The sequence below is a fragment of the Streptomyces sp. NPDC050528 genome (assembly GCF_044457795.1).
Classification (GTDB): Bacteria; Actinomycetota; Actinomycetes; order Streptomycetales; family Streptomycetaceae; genus Streptomyces.
The window spans coordinates 137,806-160,173 of sequence record NZ_JBITHH010000009.1; the positions used below are offsets into that span (position 1 = coordinate 137,806).

Sequence of the window (22,368 nt, forward strand, 5' to 3'; positions counted from 1 at the left end):
TCAACTCGCTTCCCCCTGCGTCCCGTCGATCAGGTCGGCCATGGCGCGTGGTGTCAGGTCGACGCCGAGCAGGTTCCTCGCCGTGATTTCTCGGCCGCAGCTCCGGGAGAGCCGTACGGCCAGCCGGACCAGCGTGAAGGAGTCCCCGCCGAGCATGTACAGGTCGGCATCGGGCTCGATGTCGGTGAGACCGAGCGTCTCCTGCCACGCACGGAGCACGACGGACAGCGTCCCGGCGTCGTCCGCGGGCGACGCGAGCCTGTCGTTCCCGCTCTCCCGGTCGCTCGCGCCGGCCGTGCCGGGGCGGGGCGCGTCCATCCAGTGCCGCCGCCGGTCGAACGGGTAGGTGGGCAGGGGCACCCGGCGGAAGTCGTCGGCCCCGTTGGCCCGTCCCAGGTCGACTCCGACCCCCGCCGACCACAGCCGGCCGAGCTGGGTGAGGAAGGGCGCCAAGCCTGTGGCGGGCACCATCGGCAGCACGTCGTACAGGCCGGTGTCCCGGATGTGCGGGCGCAGCAGGTCGCTCAGCGCCCGCCCGGGCCCGATCTCGACGACCAGTGCGCCCGCGACCAGGTCCGTGAGTGTGTGTACGGCGTCCGGCAAGCGCCCGGCCTCCGGCGGCCGCGCGGCCCAGAAGCGGGGGTCGCGGCCGTTGTGCGGATCGACGGCCCGGCCGGTGCACGCGGAGACGACGGGAAGGGCCGGCGGCTTGAGGACGACGCCGTCCGCGCCCTCCGGGAAAGGCTTCGCGAGCAGGTCGGTGCCCTGAACCGCCGAGAACTCGCCGGCGAGGCAGGCCGCGGCGAACTCCCCCAGGCCGTGGCCCAGGACGGCCACGGGAGCGACACCCAGAAACGTCAGGATCTCGGCGACGGCCAACTGGGCGACGTACAGGCAGACTTGGCCCAGTTCCGGCGGGGGCGCCGGACGGTCCGTCTCGTCGAGCAGGACGGCGCGGATCCTCCTGGCGTCGTCCTCCCCCAGGTGGGCGAGGGCTTCCTCCACGCGGTCGCGCACCACGGCGTAGCGGGGGTACGGGCCTGCCAGCATGCCGCGCGCGTCGGCCTCCTGGCCGCCGAACGCCCACACGAGCGGGGGCGCCTTCCTCGGTGCCTGTCGAGGGCCGTCCTGGAGGGACGCGGGGACCAGGCCGTCCGCCGTGAGCACAGCACCGAGGCGTACGGGGAAGCCGCGCCTGCCCGAGGTGAAGGTGCGGGCGACCTCGCCCACTCGGTGGCCGGGACGGGCCGCCAGGTGGTCCACCAAGGCGTCCCGGTACCGCAGCACCCCTTCCGGCTCTCGCGCCGACAGGGGGATCACCGCCGCCGCCAGATCCTGCTCCGGCGCGGGCCGGGAGGGCCGGTACTCCTCGACGACGACATGGCTGTTGGTTCCGCCCATGCCGTACGAGCTGACCCCGGCCCGTCGCGGCACGCCCGGTGCGGTGGCCCACGGCCGGGCGACGGGATCCAGCACGAAGCCGTCCGGCAGATCGTCCGCGGCGCAGGGGTCCCCGGCACCCACCAGAGGCGGGAGGACGCCGTGGTGCAGGGCCAGCACCGTCTTGACCAGACCGATCACCCCGGCGGCCGCGCCCGGATTCCCGATGTTGGCCTTGACGGAGCCGAGCGGCAGCGGTTCGTCCTCCGTGCCGCGGGTGAACACCTCGGCGAGCGCGGCGAGTTCGATGTCGTCGCCGACCTCGGTGCCGCTCCCGTGTCCCTCCAGGTATCCGACCGTGGCGGGGTCGACTCCGGCGTCCCGGTAGGCCGTGCGCAACACGTCGACCTGGCCCACGTACCCCGGGGCGGTGTACCCGGCCTTGTCACCGCCGTCGTTGTTCACCGCCGAGCCTCGGATCACGGCCAGCACGGTGTCGTTGTCGGCGATCGCGTCCCCGAGCCGCCGCAGGGCGACCAGGCCGAGACCGTTGCCCGGTACGGAGCCGTCCCGGCCCCTCTGGAACGGGCGGCAGCGGCCGGCGCGGGAGAGCACGCTGCCCGCGGTGACCGAGTAGCCCTCGTCCTGCGGCAGTTCGACGCTCACCCCACCGGCCAGCACCAGGTCGGCGTCCCGGCCGCGCAGCGCCCGAACACCCTGGTGCACGGCAACCAGCGAGGTCGAGCAGGCGGTCTGCACGGTCATCGCCGGGCCGGTCAGACCGAGCCGATAGGCGATCTTGGCGGCGAGGTGGTCCCGGTCGTTCGCCAGGACGAGGGGCAGGAGCCCCTCCGTCCGCTCGATCGAGGGATCGGTGAGGAGATGGCGCAGCAGGTAGTAGTTCAGGCCCGTGCCGGCGAAGACGCCGATCCGCCCGCCCCCGGTGCCGCGCCCGTCCCGCTCATCCTTGTTGCCGTGCCCGGCCCGCTCAAGCAGCACCCACGCGGCCTCCAGCAGGAGCCGGTGCTGAGGGTCGGTCAGTTCGGCCTCCCGCGGCAGGATGCCGAAGGAGTCGGCGTCGAACTGCTCGATGCCCGCGAGCACTCCACGCCGGGCGACACGCTCGGACCGGCTGCCTGCGACGGTGTCCGCCGTCGCGTCCGCCGGCTCGGCGTCGGGCAGGGCGCTCACCGCGTCCCGGCCCTCGGCCACCATGTGCCAGAAGGCGTCGAGATCGTCTCCCGCGCCCGGTGTCCGGGCGTACACGCCGATGACGGCGATCGGTTCCGGCTCCGTTTCACGCACCGCGCATGCCCTCCCTGATGTGCGCCGCCAGCTTGTTGACCGTCGGGGCCCGGTAGATGTCGACCGAGGTGATCCGCACGCCCGGGAACCGCTTGCGCAGCGCGTCGCGCATCTCGGTCAGCTGCAGCGAGTCGCCGCCCGCGTCGAAGAACGCCTCGTCGTAGTGGAAGTCGTCCCCGCCGAGAAGGTCCCGCCAGACGTCGGCGACCTGCTCGACGGGGTCGTCCTCGGGCGGTGCCGAGGAGGACGGGCGGAGTGCCGCCAAGGTCTCGGCGGGCACCAGTGCGATCGGTGGCGTCGGGGCGGCCGGTGCGGAGCTCTCGGCCAGGAACTGCTCGGTCGTCAACGCCCGGGCCGCCAGGGCTTCGGTGTCCACCTTGCCGTTGCGGCTCAGGGGCAGGGACGGCACGAGGCACCACAGGCCGGGCAGCGAGTACGAGGGAAATGTGTCCGTCAGCGAGGAGACGAGCTGTCGCAGGGCGGGCCGCGCCGGTCCGACGACCGCGGCGAGGACGGCCCGGTCGGTGGGGTCCTCGCCGACGGCGCTCACCTCCGCGTCGACGACACCCGGCCAGGATCTGATGCGGGACTCGATCGCGGCGAGCTCGACCCGATGGCCGCGGACCTTGATCTGACGGTCCCGGCGGCCGCGGAACAGCAGCTCTCCGGCCTCGTTCCAGCAGACGATGTCCCCGGTCGCGTAGGCGCGTTCGCCCGAGAGCCAGGGCACGCTGACGAAGGCGGCGTCGGTCCGCCCGGTGTCCCCGGCATAGCCGTGGGCCAGGCCCAGGCCGGTGGCGTACAGCTCACCGTCGCCCCCGGGTGCGACCGGTCGGCCCGCACGGTCGAGCACGAGAACCCCGGTGCCGGCGATCGGCCGGCCGATCGGCACGGTGTCACCGACCTCGTCCGCCGAGGTCACATGGTGGACCGTGGTGAAGGTCGTGTTCTCCGTCGGCCCGTACCCGTTGGTGACCCACAACCCGGGGCAGGCCTCCAGGACGGTACGGACATGGTCGGGCGAGACCACGTCCCCGCCGGTCAGCAGCTGACGCAGCGAGCCGAGCGAGGCGGCGTCGTACTGGGCGATCAGGCGGAAGATCCCGGAGGTCAGCCAGGCATGGGTGACCTCTTCGTCCCGCAGGAAGCCGCGGATCGCCTGGGGCGAGGCGGGGCCCGGTGGGAGGATCGCGATCCGGTCCCCGCCCAGGAGCGGGTGGAAGAGCTCCAGCGTCGAGGCGTCGAAGGCGAGAGGTGCCATGCGGAGCATCGAGCGTCGGCGACCGGGATCCTCGTCGTCCGCAGGACGCAGCAGGCCGGTGTCCCCGGCGAGGCGGATCACCGCGCGGTCGGGTATCTCAACTCCCTTGGGCGCACCCGTGGTTCCGGAGGTGAACGAGATGTAGGCCGTGCTGTCGCCGACGCGCGGGTGCGGTTCCGTGCTCGCCCCGGTCTCCTCGGGCGAGGCCGCGGCGGGGGACCACGGTGCCACCAGCCGCAGCTGATCGGGCCAGTCGGGCCGGCGGTCGGCCGGGGCGACCGCCACGGTGGCGCCGGTGACGCGGAGCACCTCGGCGCGCCAGGCGCCGGCCGTCTGCTGCGGCACGGGGACGTAACAGGCCCCCGCCCGCAGGACCGCCAGCACCGCGACGACCTCGGCGGCCGAGCGGTCGACCTGGATGATCACCCGGTCCCCGGCGCGGACACCCGCGCCGTGCAGGACGGACGCGTAGTGGGTGGCGGCCTGTTCGAGCCGGCGGTAGGTCAGCGTGCGGCCGCCGCCGGGATCGGTGACGGCGATGGCGTCGGGAGATTTCCCGGCCGTCGAACTGAAGCGCTCCCACAGGCCTTCGGGCCCGTCGGTCGTGTCCGGCGCGGGGTGCGCCGCCGAAGCGATCCGGGCGCGTTCGGCGGCCGAGAGCCCGGTCAGCCCGCCGATCGGTGCGTCCGGGGTCCGCTGGAAATCGAGCAGCGTCGCGAGCAGCGCGCCGACCAGTGCGGTGGCGGTCCGCGGTCCGGCCTGGGACAGCGCGTACTCCAGGGCGAGGGTCGGCTCGCTCCCCCAGCGCTGAAGGTAGAGGATCGCGTCGAACACCGCGCCGCGGCAGTGCCCTTCGACCACCTCGGCCGGTGTTCCGGCGAGGTCGAGGGTGGCCGGGACGAGTTCGTCGTGCGCGGCGAACGCGAACTGGGTCAGCGCGTTGGAGCCGCGGACCGGGCGCGCACCGAGGTGGCGCACGATGTCCTCGTAGGGGGCCTCGGAGTCGCGTATCGCGGCGTCGTAGTCGGCGCCGGCCCGCCGGAGGCAGCGATCCACCGTGAGCTCCGGCTCCAGCCGCAGTCGGACCGGTGTCACCCGGGTCAGCAGGCCGACCGTGTCGAACTGGTCCGCGCGGAAACGCCCGCTCACGGGCATCCCCACGACGAGGTCGTCGACACCCGTGCGGCGCCCCAGCACCAGCGCCCAGGCCGCCAGCAGGACGACGGGGCGGCGCACACCGGTCCGCCGCGCCACGGCCTCGACGGCGTCCCGCACGTCGAGCGGCAGAACGAAGGGCAGCCGACTGCCGTTCGGGGTGAACACCTCGTCCTCTCCCCCGGTCGCCCGAGGAAGCCGGAGTTCGGTCGGTGCTCCGGCGAGCCGTGCGGCGACCCTGCCGAGGTCTTCGGCGAGTCGGCCGGACTCCGCCCTGGCGCGGTACCGGGACAGGGCGGAGTCCGGTACGGAGGCGCTCGGTTCCTGGATCCGGCCCGTGCCGTAGTACTCCGCGAACTCGCGCAGGAGGACGCCGATGCTCCATCCGTCGACGATCGTGTGGTGGAACACCAGGGTGAGTACGTCGCCGGCACCGAAGGAATGGCCGATGAAGGCGCTCCAGGGCGGCTGCTCCAAGGGCCGCAGGAACCTTCCGGCGGTCGGGCCGACCAATGTCTCCATCCGCTCGGCGAGGGTGCCGCCGCTCGACGGGAGCTCCAGCTCGCGCAGCGGAACCCGCCAGTGCCGAAGGACCCGTCGGCGGAACGTGTCGCCCTCGGCGACGAACCGTGTCCGCAGGGACTCGTGCCGTGCGGAGAGGGCCTGCAGCGCGGCGGCGACCCGCGCGGTGTCGAGGTCCGGGGCCACCACGGAGAACATCAGCCGGTACGTCGCGTCGCGTCCCGCCAGATGAGCCGTCAGCATCTGTGCCTGCCCCGGCAGCAGCGGACGATCACCGGGCGGCGGCTGAGGCACGGGGGCGACGGCCACCGGCTGTGCGTCGGCGATCACATCGCCCAGCGGGGCTCCGCTCAGCAGGAGCGTGAGGTCCAGTGCCCGGCCCAGTCGCCGTTCGCCGAGGGACACCAGGTGGTACGCCTGGAGCGAGGAGCCGCCCAGTTCGCCGAAGGCGGCGTCGGTCCAGGTGCCGGGCACACGTGCGGTGGGGCGCAACGCCTCGTGGAGCAGCGGCTCCCAGGCCTCGGTCGTCGGCGTGGGACGCGGTGCGTCGTGGCTCACTGGGCGTGGTCCCCCTCGCTGTCGGACACCGGTACCTTCTCGGCGTCGGGTTCGGGCCCGCGGGTCGCCGCCTCGATCGCCCGGTCGGACAGGTAGGCCCGGATCGGGATGACGGTCAGCAGGGTCAGGGCGGTGGACACGGCGAAGAGGACCTGGGCGTCGACGGCGAAGGCGACACTCCCGCCGATCGCCGCTCCGACCGGTGTCATGCCGTAAGTGAGCATCCGCGAGGCTCCGCTGACGCGGCCGAGGTCCGCGCGGCTGACGGTGAGTTGCCGTACGGACATCGACTCGACGGACCACATTCCGCCGAGCGCGCTGCCGACCGTCATGACGGCGGTCAGCAGGAACCCCTCGGCGAACAGCGGGCCCGCGAAGACCAGCGCCCAGCCCACCCGGGTGAGGGTGAGGGTCGTGCACCGGCCCAGCCACCGCTCCACCCGGTGGGTGAGCAGGGCACCGACGGCCGCGCCCACCCCGATGGCTCCGACGAGGAAGCCGTACTGCGAGGCGGACAGTCCGAGCGGGCCCGGCCTGATCGCGTACACCACGAGGAGGGTGAAGAAGATGCTGCTGGCGATCGTCGTCAGACCGCCCACCGCGACGATGGTCGCGAGGATCGGCTGCGAGCGGACGATCCGCGCCCCGTCCCAGAAACCGGTGGAGGCTTCGTCCGAGGTCGCTGTGGCCCCGGTGCGCGGCAGTCGGGCGGCGACCAGTGCGGCCGCCAGGCAGGCCAGGCCGGACAGCACGCTGGGCAGTACGCGGTCGACGTCGAGCAGCACACCCGCCAGGGCGGGTCCCAGGAACTGGTAGAACAGCCGGGTCGACACGGCCAGCAGACCGTTCGCCCGGGTGCGGCGGGTGTCGTCGACCGCGTTCGCCGTCACGACCTCGGCCGCGGTGTCCACCACGGTCTGGAAGCAGGAGACCACGAAGACCAGCGCCGGGACGGTGACGGTGAGCGCCCCGTCGGCCCAGATCAGTGCCGCCAGTGCGCCCATCGCGACGCAGCGTCCGAGGTTGGCGAGGGTGACGGCGCGGACCGCACCGATCCGGTCCACCAGGACACCGGCCGGCACCGCCGCGATGAGCCACGGCAGGGTCGCCGCGACGGTGACCGCGGCCACCGCCATCGCCGTGTGCGACGCCTCGGCCACCGTGATCGTCGCCGCCACGGCGAAGACGCCGTTGGCGGTGTCCGAGACCGCGGTGGCGGTCAGGAACCTCCGGAACACACCGCTCATCGGGCGGCTGTCCCGGCGTCGGCTCCTGCGAGTTCGTCCCGGATCCGGGCCAGCCGCCGCAGGCTGCCGAGTACCTGGCGCTGGGTCAGGCCGAAGTCGACCAGGGCACCGATCTCGTTCACTCCGGCCTCCCGCAGGAGCTCGCAGCGCTGCCGCACCGTGACCGGATCGCCCAACAGGGCTCGCTCACCGCGGAACTTCCGGTAGGCGCGCCGCAGAATGGCGTCGACGTCCCTCGGGTGGGCCCGGTCCAGGTCGATCCGCTCCTCCGGCAGCGCGGCGGTGAGTGTGCCGAGCAGCTGGGTGTGACTGCGCAGGTAGCGCAGGAAGGGGTCGTGGCAGACCTCTTCCACCATGTCCTCCGACTCGCCCACGTAGCAGTGGACCATCAGGGAGACGCGGCCCGTCTCGGGGTCGTGCCCGGCTTCCTCGCGCGCCTTGCGATAGATCCGGATCTTGTCGGCGAGTTCGTCGACCTTCAACTCCAGCAGCGCGGTGAGGAGGTTGACGCCCAGCGTGCCGGCGCGGCGGAAGCTCTCGTCGTTCGAGGTCGCGGTCAGCCAGGTCGGCAGCTCCGGCTGGACGGGCCTCGGGTACAGCGACACCTGGATCCGGCCGCCCGTACCGTCGACGGCGTCCGGCGCGACGCCGTCGGACCAGAGCGTGCGCAGCCTGCGGACATCGGCCTCGAAGGTGTCGCGGCGGCCCGCGTACCGGTCGGGCGCCAGCACGTAGTCGCTGGGGTGGAAGCCGGGGGCGAAGGACACCCCGATCCGGCCGCCCGAGATCCGGTCGACGATCCGCCAGTCCTCGATCAGACGCAGGGGGTTGTGCAGAGCGGGGATCACGCTGCCCGCCCGGATGTGGATGCGCTCGGTGGCCGTCGCCAGCGCGGCGCTCAGCACCGCCGGGTTGGGGTACTGCGCCCCGAACTCGTGGAAGTGCCGCTCCGGCGTCCAGATCGCCTCGTAGCCGAGCGCGTCCGCCTCACGGGCGGCGGCCAGGATGAGGTCGTAGTCGGATCCGAGATCGCCCTGTGCGGAGGAGAAGAAGTAGACGCTGGTGGTGAGGTCACCGGTCGGCACCGCCCGGTGGCGCTCCCTGGGCACCGGCACCGGTGCGACCGTGACCGGTGCCGCCGGGGTCTGCGCGCGCGGCGGTGCGGTCGGTGCCGCCGGCCCCAGTCTGTCCCGCACCACCCTGGCCAGCCCGCCGAAGGTCGACTCGTCGAAGAACGAGTCGAGACTGATCTCCAGGCCCAGGGCATCACGCAGGCGGGCGCTCAGCCGCAGTGCGGCGAGGGAGTGCCCTCCCTGGTCGAAGAAGTCGTCCTCGGGGCTCACCGCCTCGACGCCCAGGACCTCGCACCACAAGGCGCTGAGCACCGAGTCGGTGTCCGCCGTCACCTCGCTCACGGCCGTCTCCTCTTCCCTCACGTCGCTCGGTTCGTCGATCTGCATGGGCTGTGAAAGGCCCGGCTCGCGCGATGCGGGCAGGGTGGCTTCCGGTTCGATCCAGCACCGTTCCCTGGTGAAGGAGTACGTCGGGAGCGACACTCTCCGGGCGCTCTCGCCCTCATCCCGCCACGGCTCGCCGAGTCCCCGGCGCCACAACTCCCCCAGGGCTTCCAGCCCCGAGGCGAGGGATCCGCCATGGCGCGGCCGGTCGAAGCCTCCGAGCAGGGGCTTGCGGTCCCGCAGGATGTCGCTCACCAGACCCTGAAGGGTGGAACCCGCCCCCGTCTCCCACCAGACGGCGGGCGAGAGCTCGTCCGAGGCGGCGCGGACCGCGTCGGAGAAACGCACGGGCAGTCGGATCTGTGCGGCCCAGAACTGCGGGTCGACGGCCTCGGAGTCGCCGAGCCGGCGTCCCGTCGCGCCCGAGAACAGCGGTGTCAGCGGGGTGTTCAGGCCGATTCCCGCCATCACCCCGGCGAAGTCGGCCGCGGCGTCGGCCATGCTCGGCGAGTGGAAGCCGCGCGAGGTGCGCAGCGCCACGGTGGTCAGTCCGGCGGCCCGGCAGCGGTCCGTGAAAGCGGTCACACTGTCGGACGGGCCGGAGACGACCGTCGCGTGCGGTCCGTTGTGGGCCGCGACGACCGGCACCGCGGTCACCTTCTCCTGCGGTTCGTCGGCCGCGTGCTCGGCCAGCAGGTTCGCCACGTCCTCGGCCGACGCGACGACGGCCGCCATCGCACCCGGCGGAGCGGCCTGCATCAGTCGTGCCCGTGCGGTCACCGCCGTCATGCCGTCCGCGAGGCTGAGGACCCCGCCGACGGCGGCCGCCGACAATTCGCCGAGGCTGTGACCGATGAGTGCTCGTGGCTCAAGTCCCCGCGCGGTGAGGCTCCGTGCTGCGGCGACCTGGTCCAGGAAGAGGCAGGGCTGGGCCAGCAGGGTGCTCATGGCGCCGTCCGGCCCGGCGGCACGCGCCGAGTCCGACCGGTCGAGGAGCGCGTCCGCCACCTCCTGCCGGACAGCGGGGTCGACGGCTTCCAGTCCCTCCTCGACGCAGGCGCGGTAGACCGGGTCGGCGTCGTAGCGACTGCGTCCCATCCCCCTTCGCTCGGTGCCTTGGCCCGGGAACATCAGCACCGCGCCCGTTCCGGCCGTCGCGCGGACCCGGCCGAGTGTCGTGCGGCGCAGCAGTTCCGGTGCCCGGGCGATGTCCGGGGCGACGACCGCCGCCCGCCAGGGGAGGCGGGCCCTGCCGACGCGGAGGGTGTACGCCACATCGGCGAGGGAGAGGTCCGGGTTCGCCTCCAGGTGGTCGGCCAGGCGATGGAGGGCCCGGCCCAACGCGGCCTCGTCGGCGGCCGAGAGCGTCAGGAGCCGGGAGGCGGAGGACGCCGGACCCACGCCCTGCGCCGCGGGCGGTTCCTCCACGACGACGTGGGCGTTGGTCCCGCCGATGCCGAAGGAGCTGACTCCCGCGCGCCGTGGGGTCGGCCCCTGCGGCCACGGCAGGGGCGTGGCGGGGAAGCGCAGCGCGGTTCCCTCCGCCGCGAGCCGTCCGGCGGGGCGGGTGAAGTTCGCGATCGGGGGCACCGTGCCGTGGCGTACGGCGAGTACGGCTTTGATCAGCCCCACCACTCCGGCGGCGGCGTCGAGATGACCGGTGTTCGACTTCACGGCGCTGACGTACAGCGGAGAACTTTCCGGGTCCCGTGTCCCGCCGAGGAAGACATCACGCAGCGCCGAGACCTCCACCGGGTCGCCGAGTCGGGTGGCGGTGCCGTGCGCCTCCACCAGCCCGATCGACTCCGCCGGCACCCCCGCCACGTCCAGTGCGGCGCGGATGACCCCGGCCTGGCCGGACGGACCGGGTGCGGTGTAACCGACCTTGCGGGCACCGTCGTTGTTGACGGCGGACCCGAGGACGACGCCGTGAATGACGTCCCCGTCGGCGAGCGCGTCCTCCAGCCGCTTGAGTACGACGACCCCCGCCCCGTCACCGGGAATCGTGCCCTCCGCGTGCTCGTCGAACGGCCGGCACAGGCCGTCCGGGGAGAAGATGCCGCCGGGCTCGTGGACATAGCCGTGCCGGGAGGGCGGCGCCAGCGAGCAGCCGCCCGCGAGGGCGAGGTCGCTCTCGTACGACAGCAGGCTCTGCACCGCCATGTGCGTGGCGACCAGGGACGTGGAGCACGCCGTCTGGAGCGTGACGCTCGGCCCCTGGAGGTTGAGTTTGTACGAGATGCGGGTGGACGCGAAGTCCTTGTCGCCGGCGATGACGATCTGCAGGGGGCCGGCGTTCCGCGCGACCTTCGGGTCGGCGAGCACGTCCTGGAGATAGGCGTTGCCGCCGATGCCGGTGAAGACACCGGTGCGGTTCTCCTCGGACCCCGCCGGGGCATACCCGGCGTCCTCCAGCGCGCGCCAGGCGCACTCCAGCAGGATCCGCTGCTGCGGGTCGAGCAGGGACGCCTCCAGCGGCGAGTAGCCGAACAACTTCCGGTCGAATCCCCGGACATCGTCGATCACGGCTCGCACCGGGACATAACCTGCGGCGTCGAGAGTGCCGCGCGGCACGCCCGCGGCGCGCAGCTCTTCCTCACCGAAGCGGGCGGCGGCGTGCTCACCGGACAGCACCATCCGCCAGAACGCGTCCAGGTCCTCGCCGGTGCCGGGCAGTCGCGCCGCCATGCCGATCACGGCGATCCGCCCGTCCACGGGACGTCGGCGCCCGGAGGACCGGCCCGCCGGCAGCGCTGCCCCGGCTGCCGGGAAGGTGCCGTATCTCCCGTGCAGGAAGCGGGCGCAGGCTCGAACCGTGGTGTGGCGGAAGAGATCGGTGACGCTGATCTCCAGACCGTCCCGGACCAGTGACTCGTGGACCTTCAGCAGCGCGAAGCTGTGCCCACCGACGTCGAAGAAGTTGTCGTCCAGGCCGATGCCGGACTGTTCGAGCACGGCCTGCCAGGTCGCGAGCACGGTCCTGGTGAGGTCCGCCAGGTCCCGTCCACGGGAGGAGACCGGAGCGGCCTCGCGCGCGGCCGCGTGCTCATGCCCGTGCACGGATCCGGTTCCCGGTTCGGGCGGTACGGCGACGGCGGACACGTCGGCCGATGGCTCTGCCCGGGACAGCAGGCCGAGCATCCGGGCCCGGTCCGCCTTCCCGTTCGGTGTCAGCGGAATGCTGTCGAGCCGGACGAAGCGGCTCGGCCGGAGGTAGGAGGGCAGCACCGACCGCAGATGATCACGCAGTTCGGTCTCCGGCAACGGCCCGTCCACCACCACGAAAGCGACCAGGGCGTCGCCCCGGGCGAGGACGGCGCAGGCCGAGGGGCTGTGTCCGGGCAGCCGCAGCACGGCCCGTTCGACCTCCGCGGGCTCGACGCGGTAGCCCCGCACCTTCAGTTGGTCGTCGTCGCGCCCCAGATATTCGAGCTCCCCGCCGGTGCGCCAGCGGGCGAGGTCGCCGGTTCGGTACATCGTTCCGCCGGCGTGAAACGGGTCGGCCGTGAAGCGTTCCGCGGTCTGCTCGGCGTCGTTCAGGTAGCCGCGGGCGACGTGCCCGCCCGCGATGAACAACTCGCCCGGCACGTCGAGTCCGGCGGGCTCGCCGCGCTCGTCGAGCACATAGCAGCGGGCCTGTGGGAGCGGAACACCGATCGAGTTCGTACGCACCGAACCGAGGTCGGAGGAACGGACCGGCCGCGCGGTGACGTGCACGGTCCCCTCGGTGATCCCGTACATGTTCACCACGGTGGCGGCGAGCCCGCTGTCACCGAGCGACAGGGCCAGCCGGTCCCAGTCGAGCGCCTCGCCACCGAGCACGATGTACCGCAGCTTCGAGCCGTCCGCCCGAGCCGCCCCGGTCAGTGCCGGGGCCAGTCGGTAGAGCGAGCCGGGGGTCTGGCTGAGGACCGTCACCCCGCGTTCGGTGACCAGGGCGGCGAGCGCCGCGGGGTCGCGCACCTGGTCGTTCCCCGCGATGACGCAGGTGCCGCCGGTGCTCAGTGGACCCCAGATCTCCCACACGGAGAAGTCGAAGGCGAAGGAGTGCGTGCACAGCCACACATCGGTCCGGTCCGTCTCCAGCCCGGCGGGCCGGTCCGCGAAGAGCTGGGAGAGGCAGGAGTGCGGCACCTCGACGCCTTTGGGCTCCCCGGTCGAGCCGGAGGTGAAGATGACGTACGCGGCCTGTGCGGGGGCGCTCTCCTCCAGCGGCAGCGTGTCGACGGCGTCCGCCGCTGGAGCCGCTGCGGGGTCCTCCTGCCCGTCCAGTACCAGGCAGTCCACGGCGGGCAGCCACTCCTGGAGCACCGGTTGGCTCGCCCGGTCGGCCAGGATCAGCCCGATCTCCGCTCGCTCCGTGATCGACCGCAGGCGCTCGCTGGGGCCTAAGGGGTCGAGCGGTACGTACGTGGCACCGGCCTTCCAAGTGGCCAGCATCGCGACCACGGTCCACGGGCCGCGTTGTCCGCAGACGCCCACCCGGGTGCCCGGTGTCACCCCGGCGCTGCGCAGCTCTCGGCACACCCGGTCGGCGTGGGCGTCGAGTTCGGCGTAGGTCAGTGTCGTCGTCCCGTCGACCAGCGCCGGGTGGTCGGGATGGGCCGTGCGGGCACGCCGGAACCGGGCGAGCACCGTCTCGGTCTCGGCCACGGCCGCGGGCGGGTTGACCCCGAGCGTGAGGTACTCGGCCTCCTCGGTGTCCACCATCCGCAACGGCTCGTCGGGTAACTCCACCGCATGCCGCAGCGCCGACTCCAGATGGCGCACAAGGGTCGCGGCGGTGGGCTCGGTCAGGATGTCGGCGTCGTACTCAAGCCGGAGGGAGGGATGCTCGCCCGAGAGATCGACGGTCAGTGCCAGGTCCCACTTCGCCCTGTCGCTGTGCACCTCGACTTCGGTGACGGTCACTCCCGGGAGCTCCGGCGGTTTCGCGTCGAAGTTCTGCACGGCCAGCGAGCACTGCAGGAGCGGCGACCTTCCGGCGGCGCCGCGCAGGTCCAGTTCCCGGACCAGCACCTCGATGGGCACGTTCTGCCGGGCCATGGCCGGGAGTACGGCGCTTCGCGTGCGGCGCAGCAGGTCGGTGAAGCTCGGACGGCCGGAGACGTCCAGGCGCAGCGGCACCATGTTGACCTGGCTTCCGACGAGGGCCTGCTCCTCCTCGGAGTTACGGCCCGCGACCGGGCTGCTGATCACCACGTCGTCCTGGCGGGCGTACCGGCCCAGGACGGTCGCGTAGACCGCGGCGAAGGCCATGAAGACGGTGGCGCCCGCCCGTTGCGCGGTGACGCGCAGCCGGGTCACCAACTCCTCGTCGAGGGGCACCAACAAGGATCCGCCGGCGCCACTGGGAACCGCCGGACGCGGCAGGTCGGTCGGAAGGGCCAGCGGGCTCATCCCGGCCAGACGACCGCGCCAGAAGTCCACGTCCGCGGCCGAGGCGTCGTCCTCCGTCCAGAGCGCACGCTCACGCGCCGCCCAGAGCAGCGGACTGGGTGCCTCGCCGTCGAAGAGCGGCCCGTCACGGTTCGCAACGCGCGCGGCGTAGGCGGTCTCAAGATCGCGGAAGACCACGCCGAGCGACCAGCCGTCGCACACGATGTGGTGGGCCACCATCACCAGCCCGAACTGCGCCGAGCCGAGCCGGATCAGTCCCCAGCGGACCAGCGGGCCGACCGCCAGGTCGAACGGCGGCTCACTCAGCCGTCCGGCCAGCTCGCGCACCGCGTCCGACGGCTCGGCGGCCGGATCGGCGTCGGTGACCGTCCACGAGGGCCCACCGGTCGAGTCCTGGATCCGCTGGAGCAGCGCGCCGTCCTCGAAGACGAAGGTGGCCCGCAGCGAGTCATGACGGGCCGTCACCTCCTGGACGGCCCAGCGCAGCGCCTCGACGTCGAGGTCTCCGTCGACGAGCATCGCCACGGTCACCAGGTAGACATCGTGTCTCTCCGTCTTGCTGGTGAAATACAGCCGCTCCTGTGCGAACGTCATCGGTCCCGTGCTGGCTGACGCGGTCATCATGTCCCCCGTGGACGCTCAAGATCGTCACTGCCTGCACCACCAACGTGCCCCGACTCCATGCCGTCTGCACTCACGTTCGGTATGACGCGCATCACAGATCACTCCAGCACCAGATGTCACCGCGTCAGATCGCACGGGCCGACCCCACCCGCCGCACCGGACCGTCGGAAACAATCGAGACGCACACACAGCGCATCTCAACGCGCCCTGGATGAAAGCCCATGGGGATCCCGCACCCCCAACCCGACGGACCTGGTGACAACCGCCGGCACCGAACGCGAAGGTGTTCTCATGGCGCTCCGCTATCGGACCAACGGCCCGGAGTTCGACTTCCCGCCCTTCGCCGGTCTGCCGCCGGTGCGTTACGTGCTCGCGTCGACTCCCCGGTGCGGCAGCAACATGCTCGCGCGTGCCCTGTGGCACACCGGACTGGCGGGCTTCGCCGAGGACTACTTCGCCGACGCGTTCGTGCTGGACTACTTCGAGCGGTGGGGATTCGACTCCGGTGATCCGCAGGAGTTGGCGGCGGACTATGTCCGCCGGCTGATGACGTGCCGGACCAGTCCCAACGGCGTGTTCGGGCTGCGGATCCACGCGGGGCACCTCGCCGGCCTGGAGGTCGACCCGTACGACGTCCTCCAGGCACCCCGGTACATCTGGATCCAGCGCAGGGACCGGTTGCGGCAGGCCGTGTCGTACACCCTGGCCGAACAGACCGGTGTCTGGATCCTGGACGGGACCTTCCTGCCGGAGGGAAGGACGCGTGCCGCTCCCCGGTACAGCCACGAGGAGATCCGCCGGCATCTGCGGATGCTCGACCGCGACGCCTCCGTCTGGGAGGACTACTTCGGCCGGCGCGACGTCCACCCGCACACCGTCGTCTACGAGGACCTGGTCACCGACTACGAGGCAGGCCTGCTGGGCTGCCTCGACTTCCTCGGTGTCGGCGCGCCCGCGTCGGTGCCGGCTCCGGGGATCAGGCGTCAGGCCGACGCGTTGACGGAACAGTGGGTCGAGCGGTTCCTACGGGATCGTCGTGCTCAGCGGCCAGCGTCGTAGGCGGTACGGCGTCCACCACAGGTAGCGCCCGGCGCGATGGACCAGGTTCTCGCGCAGGTGACGCTCCAGGATCCGTTCCGTCGACGCCGACGCGACCACCGGGACACCGTCCAGCAGTCCCTGGAAGGCCGTGCTCCGGGGGGCGTTGACGACCAGGCGTCGGAAGGTACCCCAGCGGTGGTCGCGGATCTCCAGGAAACCGGGGCCGCGGCGGTAGCCGCACTTCGCGATGTGGAACGAGTCGCGCCACGCGGTGACCACGTGGTCTTCGGTCTCCGCTCCCTTGGAGCCTCGGAAGACGGCTGCCGGAGGGTGCAAGTGGCTCAGCGCTCGCCATTCGGCCGGGTCGGGCATGCGCAGGGTCCAGTCCACCGCGATGCCGTGGCTGGTGAGTTCCCGGATGACGAGGAGAACGGCTACCGCGGTCGCGCCGTCCGGATCGGTGAGGTCCACGGGCTCGTGCACCTGGACGAACTGGACGCCGTCCGAGGTGAGTTGTCCGACCGCGTCCACCGGGTTGTCCGGCGGCCCTTCGAGGGTGCCGTAGAAGATGCCCGGTAGGCGCATGGCCGCCGGGTCGCGGTCCTTCCACAGGGTCAGCTCCGGCCTCATCGGGGGTCTCCCCCGGCCGGGGCCGCCAGGGCGGGGACCAGCGACGTGTCGCCTCCGTGCAGTCCGGCGCCGTCGAGCCGGAGCAGGTCCTGGTTGGCCACGGCGGGCGCGACCTGCACGTACTGGCCACCCTCCGCGAAGACCAGGCCGAGGACGCGCCAGCGCGCCAGCAGCTCGGCTACGCGCTCTTCCGTCACGTCTCCGGCCGACTCCAGCGCGTCCGCGCACCGGGCAGCCGCCTTGCGGAGCAGCGCCGCCGGGCTGTGCGGATTGTCGAGCAGCCGGAACACCGTCACCTCGAACGGATCGGTGAGGTCGAGAAGCCGCCAGGAGAAGTCCGGCCTGGTGTCGACCAGGACGATGTGTCCGCCGAGGTCGCAGTGGGTCAGGCGGCTGCGCGGGTACGCCCGTGTCCAGTCGGCGACGGCTGTGCGCAGCCGGTCCAGGCAGGCGCCGGCGATGCCCCGGTTCGGCGAGTCGAAGATGTAGACCAGGTCGGCGAGTTCGGCCTCGGGCAGGTCGTAGATGTGCTGGTAGTGGGCGGCGGGGCGCAGCTCACCGAAGCCCAGTTCCGGCCGGTCGAAGTAGGGGCTGAACCGCTCGACCTTCAGGCGGGTGGAGTTGGCCGGCGGGCCGAGATGGTGCAGCGCGGGGAGCTGGTCGACGATCTCGTCGTAGTCCTGTTCGGTCTCCCCGGGGAAGCCGTAGAGGTAGTTCCAGCTGAGGTTGACGCCGACGGTCTCCGCGTCCCGCAGCAGCCGTACGTTCTGACAGCCGGTCACGCCCTTGTCCATCAGCTTCAGTACCCGGGTGCTGAGGCTCTCCACGCCGGGCTGGACGTAGCTGACTCCGGCCGCGTAGAGGGTCGCCAGTTGCTCGCGCCGCAGGTTCGACTTGATCTCGTAGCACAGCCGCAGGTCGTACCCGGACTCCTGGAGAAGCGGGGCCATGGAGGTGAGGTAGGCCATGTCGAGGATGTTGTCGGTGACCCATACGTCGAGTACGCGGTGGCGCTCGACCAGGCCGAGGATCTCGTCCACGAAACGTCGCGGGTCCTTGCTGCGGAACTCCATGAACGAGCCGTTGAGGCCGCAGAAGGTGCAGTGGTGTTTCTCGCCCCACCAGCAGCCGCGTGAGGCCTCCACCACCAGGCGCGGCTCCACCCAGCCGCCCGCGGTCGAGCGCGCGTGCCGCTCGAAGTAGTCGCCGTAGTCCGGCGTGACCAGTGCGCCCGGGGGCAGCGGGGCGGCGTCCATGGGATGGGCCACGGACCGGCCCTGCGCATTGCGGCGGCACAGGCCGGGAATGGCGGCCAGCTCGGCGGCGTCGCCGTCGCGGAGTGCGGCGAGCAGCCTCGGGAACGCGAGCTCGCCCTCGCCGCGCACCACGAAGTCGACGTACGGGAAGTTGCGGTGCAGCGCGGCGCCCTGCGGGCCGTCGCAGTTCGCGCCGCCGAAGACGGTCATGGTGCCGGGTGCCAGTTCCTTGACCACGCGGGCCGCCGCGAGGGCCGCCGCGTTCTGCGCGAACGTGGTGGTGAAGCCGACCACGTCCGGTGCCGAGGCGGCGATCTTGGCGGCCGTCTCCCGGACGAACAGCGGCGCGAGTTCGTGCAGTTCGCGTGCCTTGGCCAGCATGTGTTCCGGCATCTTCCCGCCGAAGTGTTCCGTGAACTCGGCCACCCGCCAACGGGGTTGGCCGTTGAGCGCGGCCGAGAAGATCCACTCGCTGTGTCCGGAGAAGTACGAGGTCGAGCAGAACTCGTACTCCTCGAAGCCGTATTCCGTACGAGCGGACACCCAGTCGGCGAAGTCGAGGTTGGCGTGCACCACCTCGACGTCGGCGGCGCCGTCGGGGAAGACGTCGAGGATCCGGCGTTTGAGAATGCCGAGGGCGAGGGACGGCGCGTCCAGCGACGACCACGGCATGTCCACCAACACGATGTGCACGGCGGTTCCTCTCCCCGTCACCACAGTCCGCGGCGTGCCAGCGCCCGCCGCGCGGTCTCGCGCCGGTCCGACGGTTCGGCCTCGAAGGCCGCCGCCACCCGCCCGGACACCACGCCGTGAGCCAGCCCGGCGGACGTGGTGAAGTACGCGTAGTGCACGGCCTCCGCGTTCGCGGAGTGCTCGCCCGAGGCGGCTGCCCAAGTGGCCGCGGATGCCGCCGCGTACGCGCGTACGGCGGCGTGGCCCCGGCCGGTCGGAACGATCCCCTCCGCCTCGATCACGAACGACAGCGGCTGCTCGCACGTCAGCGCTGTGAACAGGGCAATCATCAGTTCGTGGGTCACGGTGTCGCGCAACTCCCCTGTCCCGGCGTCATCCAGCAGATACGACGCGAACGCCTCCTCCGCCGACAGCCCGGGAGTGGTGTACGGGATCAGCCGGTACCGCGCGAAGTGCGGTGAGCCGAGGAAGCCGGTGAGCAGGTCGGACTCCGTGGCACCGGTGTCCTGGAGCAGTCTCAGGCTGCGCGGGAACGTGGTCGCGAGGCTGCCGCCGCTGCCGGGCCGCCAGACCTGGGAGCGCAACCGGCGTGCGGTGGTGTCCAGTTCGGCCAGGTCGACGGAGGCCAGGCACTCCAGTTCGCCGGGATCCGCCGCCACGGCCTCGGCACCCTCCTCGGCGAGCCGGGTCCGCAGGTCCGCGTCCAGCAGCAACCGCATGAGCAGGTCGGTCAGTTGCTCGCCGTCCAGCGACGCGCCCGGCTCCGCCGTGGTCACTCCGCCTCCCCGCGCTGCCAGGCGGCGACCAGATCCCGCAGCCGCGCGTAGTTCCGCCGGGACTTCTCGACCAACTGCCCGTCCTCGCGGTACATCGGGTCCTCGTAGGACACCCCGACGAGGTTCGGGCAGCGCGGCAGCAGATACGCGGTGAGCTCCAACTGCTCGTCCAGCAGCACACCGTGGTGCAGGTCGCGGAACTTGCCGCCCACGATCTGGCAGCCCGACAGGTGCAGTTCGCGGCATCGGGCGAGAGGGAGGGCCTCGATGCCGTCGTACATGCTCTTTCCGGTACGTCCTCTCAGCCACTGGTAGCTGAGCAGATGCCCGACGTCGAGCGTCACCCGTACGTCGGCGTCCTGCGCCAGCCGGGCGAAGTACTCGAAGGCGTCCAGGTGTCCGAGGACGAACGAACCGCCCTCCGTGAAGCCGGGGAACTCGACGTGCAGCGGCGGATCGAGCAGCCGGGCCGCCTCCGCCACGTTCCGGGTGGCGAGCTCCAGACCCGGCTCGGTCAGCGGCGGCGGCAGCGGATAGGGCATCGGTATGCCGCGCAGGCTCCAGATGCCCAAGTCCTCGACCACCCAGGAGAAGCCGTAGCGGGCGGACAGTTCGTTGGTGAACTCGGCGGCCGGGCGGCGGTCGTAGCGCTCGGGCGTGCCCATGTTCAGCTCGGTCTGGTGGAACGCGCGGGCCGTCCCGGCGGGTACCGCCTCGAAGAAGCGGTCGTACGCGCGCACGTAGTCGGCCGTCCGGACGCGGGCGCGTGAGCGTGGCTGGAACGCGAGGGCCGCGTAGGCGAAGTCGCCGCCGTGGCGGTGCAGGAAGGCGCGGACGCGGTCGGTGATGTCTCCGCCGCCGTCGTCGCTCTCCACGAATCCGATGCCGCGCCTGCCGAGGCGTCCGCCGCCCCACGGCATGTCCATCAGCACGCCCAGGCCCATCCGCTGCGGGGCCTCGGTGACGGTGACGGTTGAGGCGCCGCCGGGTGCGGTGCGCGGCGGTTGGGTCATGACGAGCTCCTGGCTGAGGGGGCCGGGTCGGCCACAGGTGCCGGGTCGAGGGTGCCCGCCGCCGCGTCGGCCAGGCGGGCCAGCAGTCGGCGGCCGCGGTCGGTGCGCGCCGTGAGCAGGCCGTCGGCGCGCTGTTCCACGTCGTCGAGCGGGAGCGCGTAGAACCGCTCCCGGACGATGTCGGCGAGGGTGACGCGGTCGGCCGCACGGTCGTCGGCGTACTCGGGGACGGTGCGTATCCACGTGTGCGGGCGCAGGGCCGCGACGGTGGGTGCGCGATGTCCGTCGGGGGCGGGGCGCGAGGGTGTCGGGGCGTTCGCACGGCCCGGTCTGACGGTGTCGAAGATCCGCACCAGCCGGTCCAGTGCCTCGGTGCGCGTCGGGCCGCCGCGCACCGTTAGCGGGTGGCCTACCCGGCCGGCCAGGTAGCTCAGTTCGGGATTGCCCGCGAGGCGGTCCGAGGGGTCGAGGGCGAGCCCGTAGTCCTGCGGGCTGCCCGCGAGTCGGCTGCCGGGCTCCGCCACCATCAGCTCCAGCGCGTCGATGCCGATCCGCCGCTCGTTGTCGACGAGGAAGCGCAGGGATGCCTCGAATTCGTCCGGCGTCTCGTCCAGGACCTGGCCCATCACGGTGAACCGGACGGTGATGCCCGCCGCGTCGAGGTTGTCGAGGATCCGCTGGTAGTCGGTCGCGCGCACGCCCCGCTCCATCCGGTCCAGCAGGCGCTGCGAGGTGCCCTCGTAGCCGACCGAGAGCATCGCGCAGCCGACCGCGGCGAGGTCGTGGCACAACCCCGGGTCGGTCAGGGCGGGCTCCAGCCGGCTGCGCACGCCGAACCGGACCCGGATGCCGCGTTCGCGCACCGCGCGCATCGCCTTCAGGATGAGGCGCAGGTTGGTGTTCTCGTCCGCGACCGACACGTACCGGGTGTCCGTGGCGCGCACCACGGCCTCCACCGCGTCGGCGATCTGGACGGCGGTGCCCTGTTGGTAACTCCCTTGCGGGAGCGACCTGTTGCCGTACGAGCAGAACGCGCACCGCCCCCAGTAGCAGCCGACGCACGAGACGATCGCGAGCTCCAGGGCATCGTTGAGATAGGAGCGGAACGGCAGTCCGGTGAAGTCGGGTGGCCCGAGGTCACGGAAGCGCAGGGTCACCGGGGGTCCCGTGCGTGGCCCGGCGCCGGAACGTGACAGCCAGGTCATGCCGGGCACGGCGGCGAGCGGAACCGTCCCGTCCAGCGCGTCCAGCCAGCGTTCGAGCGGCTCTTCCCCGGCGGTCGGGCACAGGGCGTCGACCGCCTCCCGGACTCCGGGCAGCCGGGCGAGGCTGTCGTGACGGAGCATCACCTGCTGACCACCGAGACAGATTCTCGTGTCGGGCGCCAACTGCCGTATCCAGGCGGCGATCAGCAGCGCGGGCGCGAGCTGGCTGAAGAACGCCACGGACAGACCGACCACTCGGGGGCGATGGCGGCCGAGCAGTCCGGCCACCATGCGGTGCAGCGATGCGACCGGTACGCCCGACGCGGCGGGCGGCCGGTCCGCGAACCGGCGTACGGCGTCGTCGAGTTGGCCGAGATCCTCCCAGGTCCGCGCCAGGAAGGTGTCGCGGACCAGGAGTTCGAGGGCCACGGTGGCGAGCCGGACCGCACGGTCGGGGCCCAGCTCGCCGGCCGGCTCCTTGTGCAGGACGTGGGCGCGCAGCTCGCCGATGTGCGCGACGAAGACATCGGCCACCGCTCGGCGATACCAGTCGCTCACGGCTCGGCCGTCGTCGCCGGTGTCCTGGGCGCGGACCGCGTCCTCCAACAGCGCCGGGCATCGCAGCAGTTCGTGCAGTACGGCGATGTTCAGGTCGGCCTGGTGCACCCGTCGACCCCGGCGCCGCAGGTGGCCGGTCAGGTAGGGCAGGCTCAGATACGGGAAGAACCTGGCCTCGGTCTGCGGCGGGAAGACCAACAGGACGTCAGTGCGGGTACGGTCCGCCGACTGGCTGGACGGCACGCCCCACCTCCTCGCCCCACCGGTCTCGTCCGTCGGAAAGTCGC

General features: G+C 72.2%; 10 protein-coding genes. 1 reads left to right on the plus strand and 9 read right to left on the minus strand.

Annotated elements, in window-relative coordinates; all coding sequences use genetic code 11:
• The 4 genes from ACIBK4_RS29800 to ACIBK4_RS29815 are packed head-to-tail and all read right to left on the minus strand — an operon-like array spanning window position 1 to window position 14,879.
• The gene (locus tag ACIBK4_RS29800) at window positions 1–2,685 is read right to left on the minus strand and encodes a beta-ketoacyl synthase N-terminal-like domain-containing protein (protein ID WP_398999442.1); all 2,685 of its coding nucleotides are present in this window, start codon (window positions 2,683–2,685) and stop codon (window positions 1–3) included.
• On the minus strand, window positions 2,678–6,181 hold the full coding sequence (locus ACIBK4_RS29805; protein ID WP_398999444.1) for an amino acid adenylation domain-containing protein: 3,504 nt from the start codon (window positions 6,179–6,181) through the stop codon (window positions 2,678–2,680). Before ACIBK4_RS29805 ends, ACIBK4_RS29800 begins: the two co-directional genes overlap by 8 nt.
• Window positions 6,178–7,428, minus strand: coding sequence for an MFS transporter (locus ACIBK4_RS29810; RefSeq protein WP_398999446.1), 1,251 nt, complete (start codon window positions 7,426–7,428; stop codon window positions 6,178–6,180). The genes ACIBK4_RS29805 and ACIBK4_RS29810 overlap by 4 nt, the downstream gene beginning before the upstream one ends.
• On the minus strand, window positions 7,425–14,879 hold the full coding sequence (locus ACIBK4_RS29815; protein WP_398999448.1) for an amino acid adenylation domain-containing protein: 7,455 nt from the start codon (window positions 14,877–14,879) through the stop codon (window positions 7,425–7,427). The genes ACIBK4_RS29810 and ACIBK4_RS29815 overlap by 4 nt, the downstream gene beginning before the upstream one ends.
• Before the next feature lie 321 nt (window positions 14,880–15,200).
• Here ACIBK4_RS29815 and ACIBK4_RS29820 point away from each other — a divergent pair, with 321 nt between their 5' ends.
• On the plus strand, window positions 15,201–15,968 hold the full coding sequence (locus tag ACIBK4_RS29820) for a Stf0 family sulfotransferase (protein ID WP_398999450.1): 768 nt from the start codon (window positions 15,201–15,203) through the stop codon (window positions 15,966–15,968).
• On the opposite strand, the gene ACIBK4_RS29825 is transcribed toward ACIBK4_RS29820, so the two are convergent.
• Genes ACIBK4_RS29825 through ACIBK4_RS29845 form a run of 5 tightly spaced genes read right to left on the minus strand, consistent with a single transcriptional unit; the run spans window position 15,933 to window position 22,324 of the window.
• Window positions 15,933–16,580, minus strand: a complete 648-nt coding sequence (locus ACIBK4_RS29825) for a DUF5825 family protein (protein ID WP_398999452.1) — start codon at window positions 16,578–16,580, stop codon at window positions 15,933–15,935. The genes ACIBK4_RS29820 and ACIBK4_RS29825 overlap by 36 nt on opposite strands.
• Window positions 16,577–18,529 (minus strand): RiPP maturation radical SAM C-methyltransferase, encoded by a 1,953-nt coding sequence (locus ACIBK4_RS29830; RefSeq protein WP_398999454.1) that lies wholly within the window; start codon window positions 18,527–18,529, stop codon window positions 16,577–16,579. The genes ACIBK4_RS29825 and ACIBK4_RS29830 overlap by 4 nt, the downstream gene beginning before the upstream one ends.
• 17 nt (window positions 18,530–18,546) lie before the next feature.
• Complete coding sequence (locus ACIBK4_RS29835) at window positions 18,547–19,305, minus strand: hypothetical protein (protein ID WP_398999456.1); 759 nt, start codon at window positions 19,303–19,305, stop codon at window positions 18,547–18,549.
• The gene (locus ACIBK4_RS29840; RefSeq protein ID WP_398999458.1) at window positions 19,302–20,318 is read right to left on the minus strand and encodes a DUF692 family multinuclear iron-containing protein; all 1,017 of its coding nucleotides are present in this window, start codon (window positions 20,316–20,318) and stop codon (window positions 19,302–19,304) included. The genes ACIBK4_RS29835 and ACIBK4_RS29840 overlap by 4 nt, the downstream gene beginning before the upstream one ends.
• Window positions 20,315–22,324, minus strand: coding sequence for a B12-binding domain-containing radical SAM protein (locus ACIBK4_RS29845; RefSeq protein WP_398999461.1), 2,010 nt, complete (start codon window positions 22,322–22,324; stop codon window positions 20,315–20,317). Before ACIBK4_RS29845 ends, ACIBK4_RS29840 begins: the two co-directional genes overlap by 4 nt.
• Between the last annotated feature and the right edge of the window lie 44 nt (window positions 22,325–22,368).

What these genes read in the sequence shown, in the direction of transcription:
- ACIBK4_RS29810 (WP_398999446.1), bottom strand. Translation starts at nt 7,428, where the DNA reads ATGAGCGGTGTGTTCCGGAGGTTCCTGACCGCCACCGCGGTCTCGGAC.
- ACIBK4_RS29840 (WP_398999458.1), bottom strand. Translation starts at nt 20,318, where the DNA reads ATGACCCAACCGCCGCGCACCGCACCCGGCGGCGCCTCAACCGTCACC.
- ACIBK4_RS29815 (WP_398999448.1), bottom strand. Translation starts at nt 14,879, where the DNA reads ATGACGTTCGCACAGGAGCGGCTGTATTTCACCAGCAAGACGGAGAGA.
- ACIBK4_RS29825 (WP_398999452.1), bottom strand. Translation starts at nt 16,580, where the DNA reads ATGAGGCCGGAGCTGACCCTGTGGAAGGACCGCGACCCGGCGGCCATG.
- ACIBK4_RS29820 (WP_398999450.1), top strand. Translation starts at nt 15,201, where the DNA reads ATGGCGCTCCGCTATCGGACCAACGGCCCGGAGTTCGACTTCCCGCCC.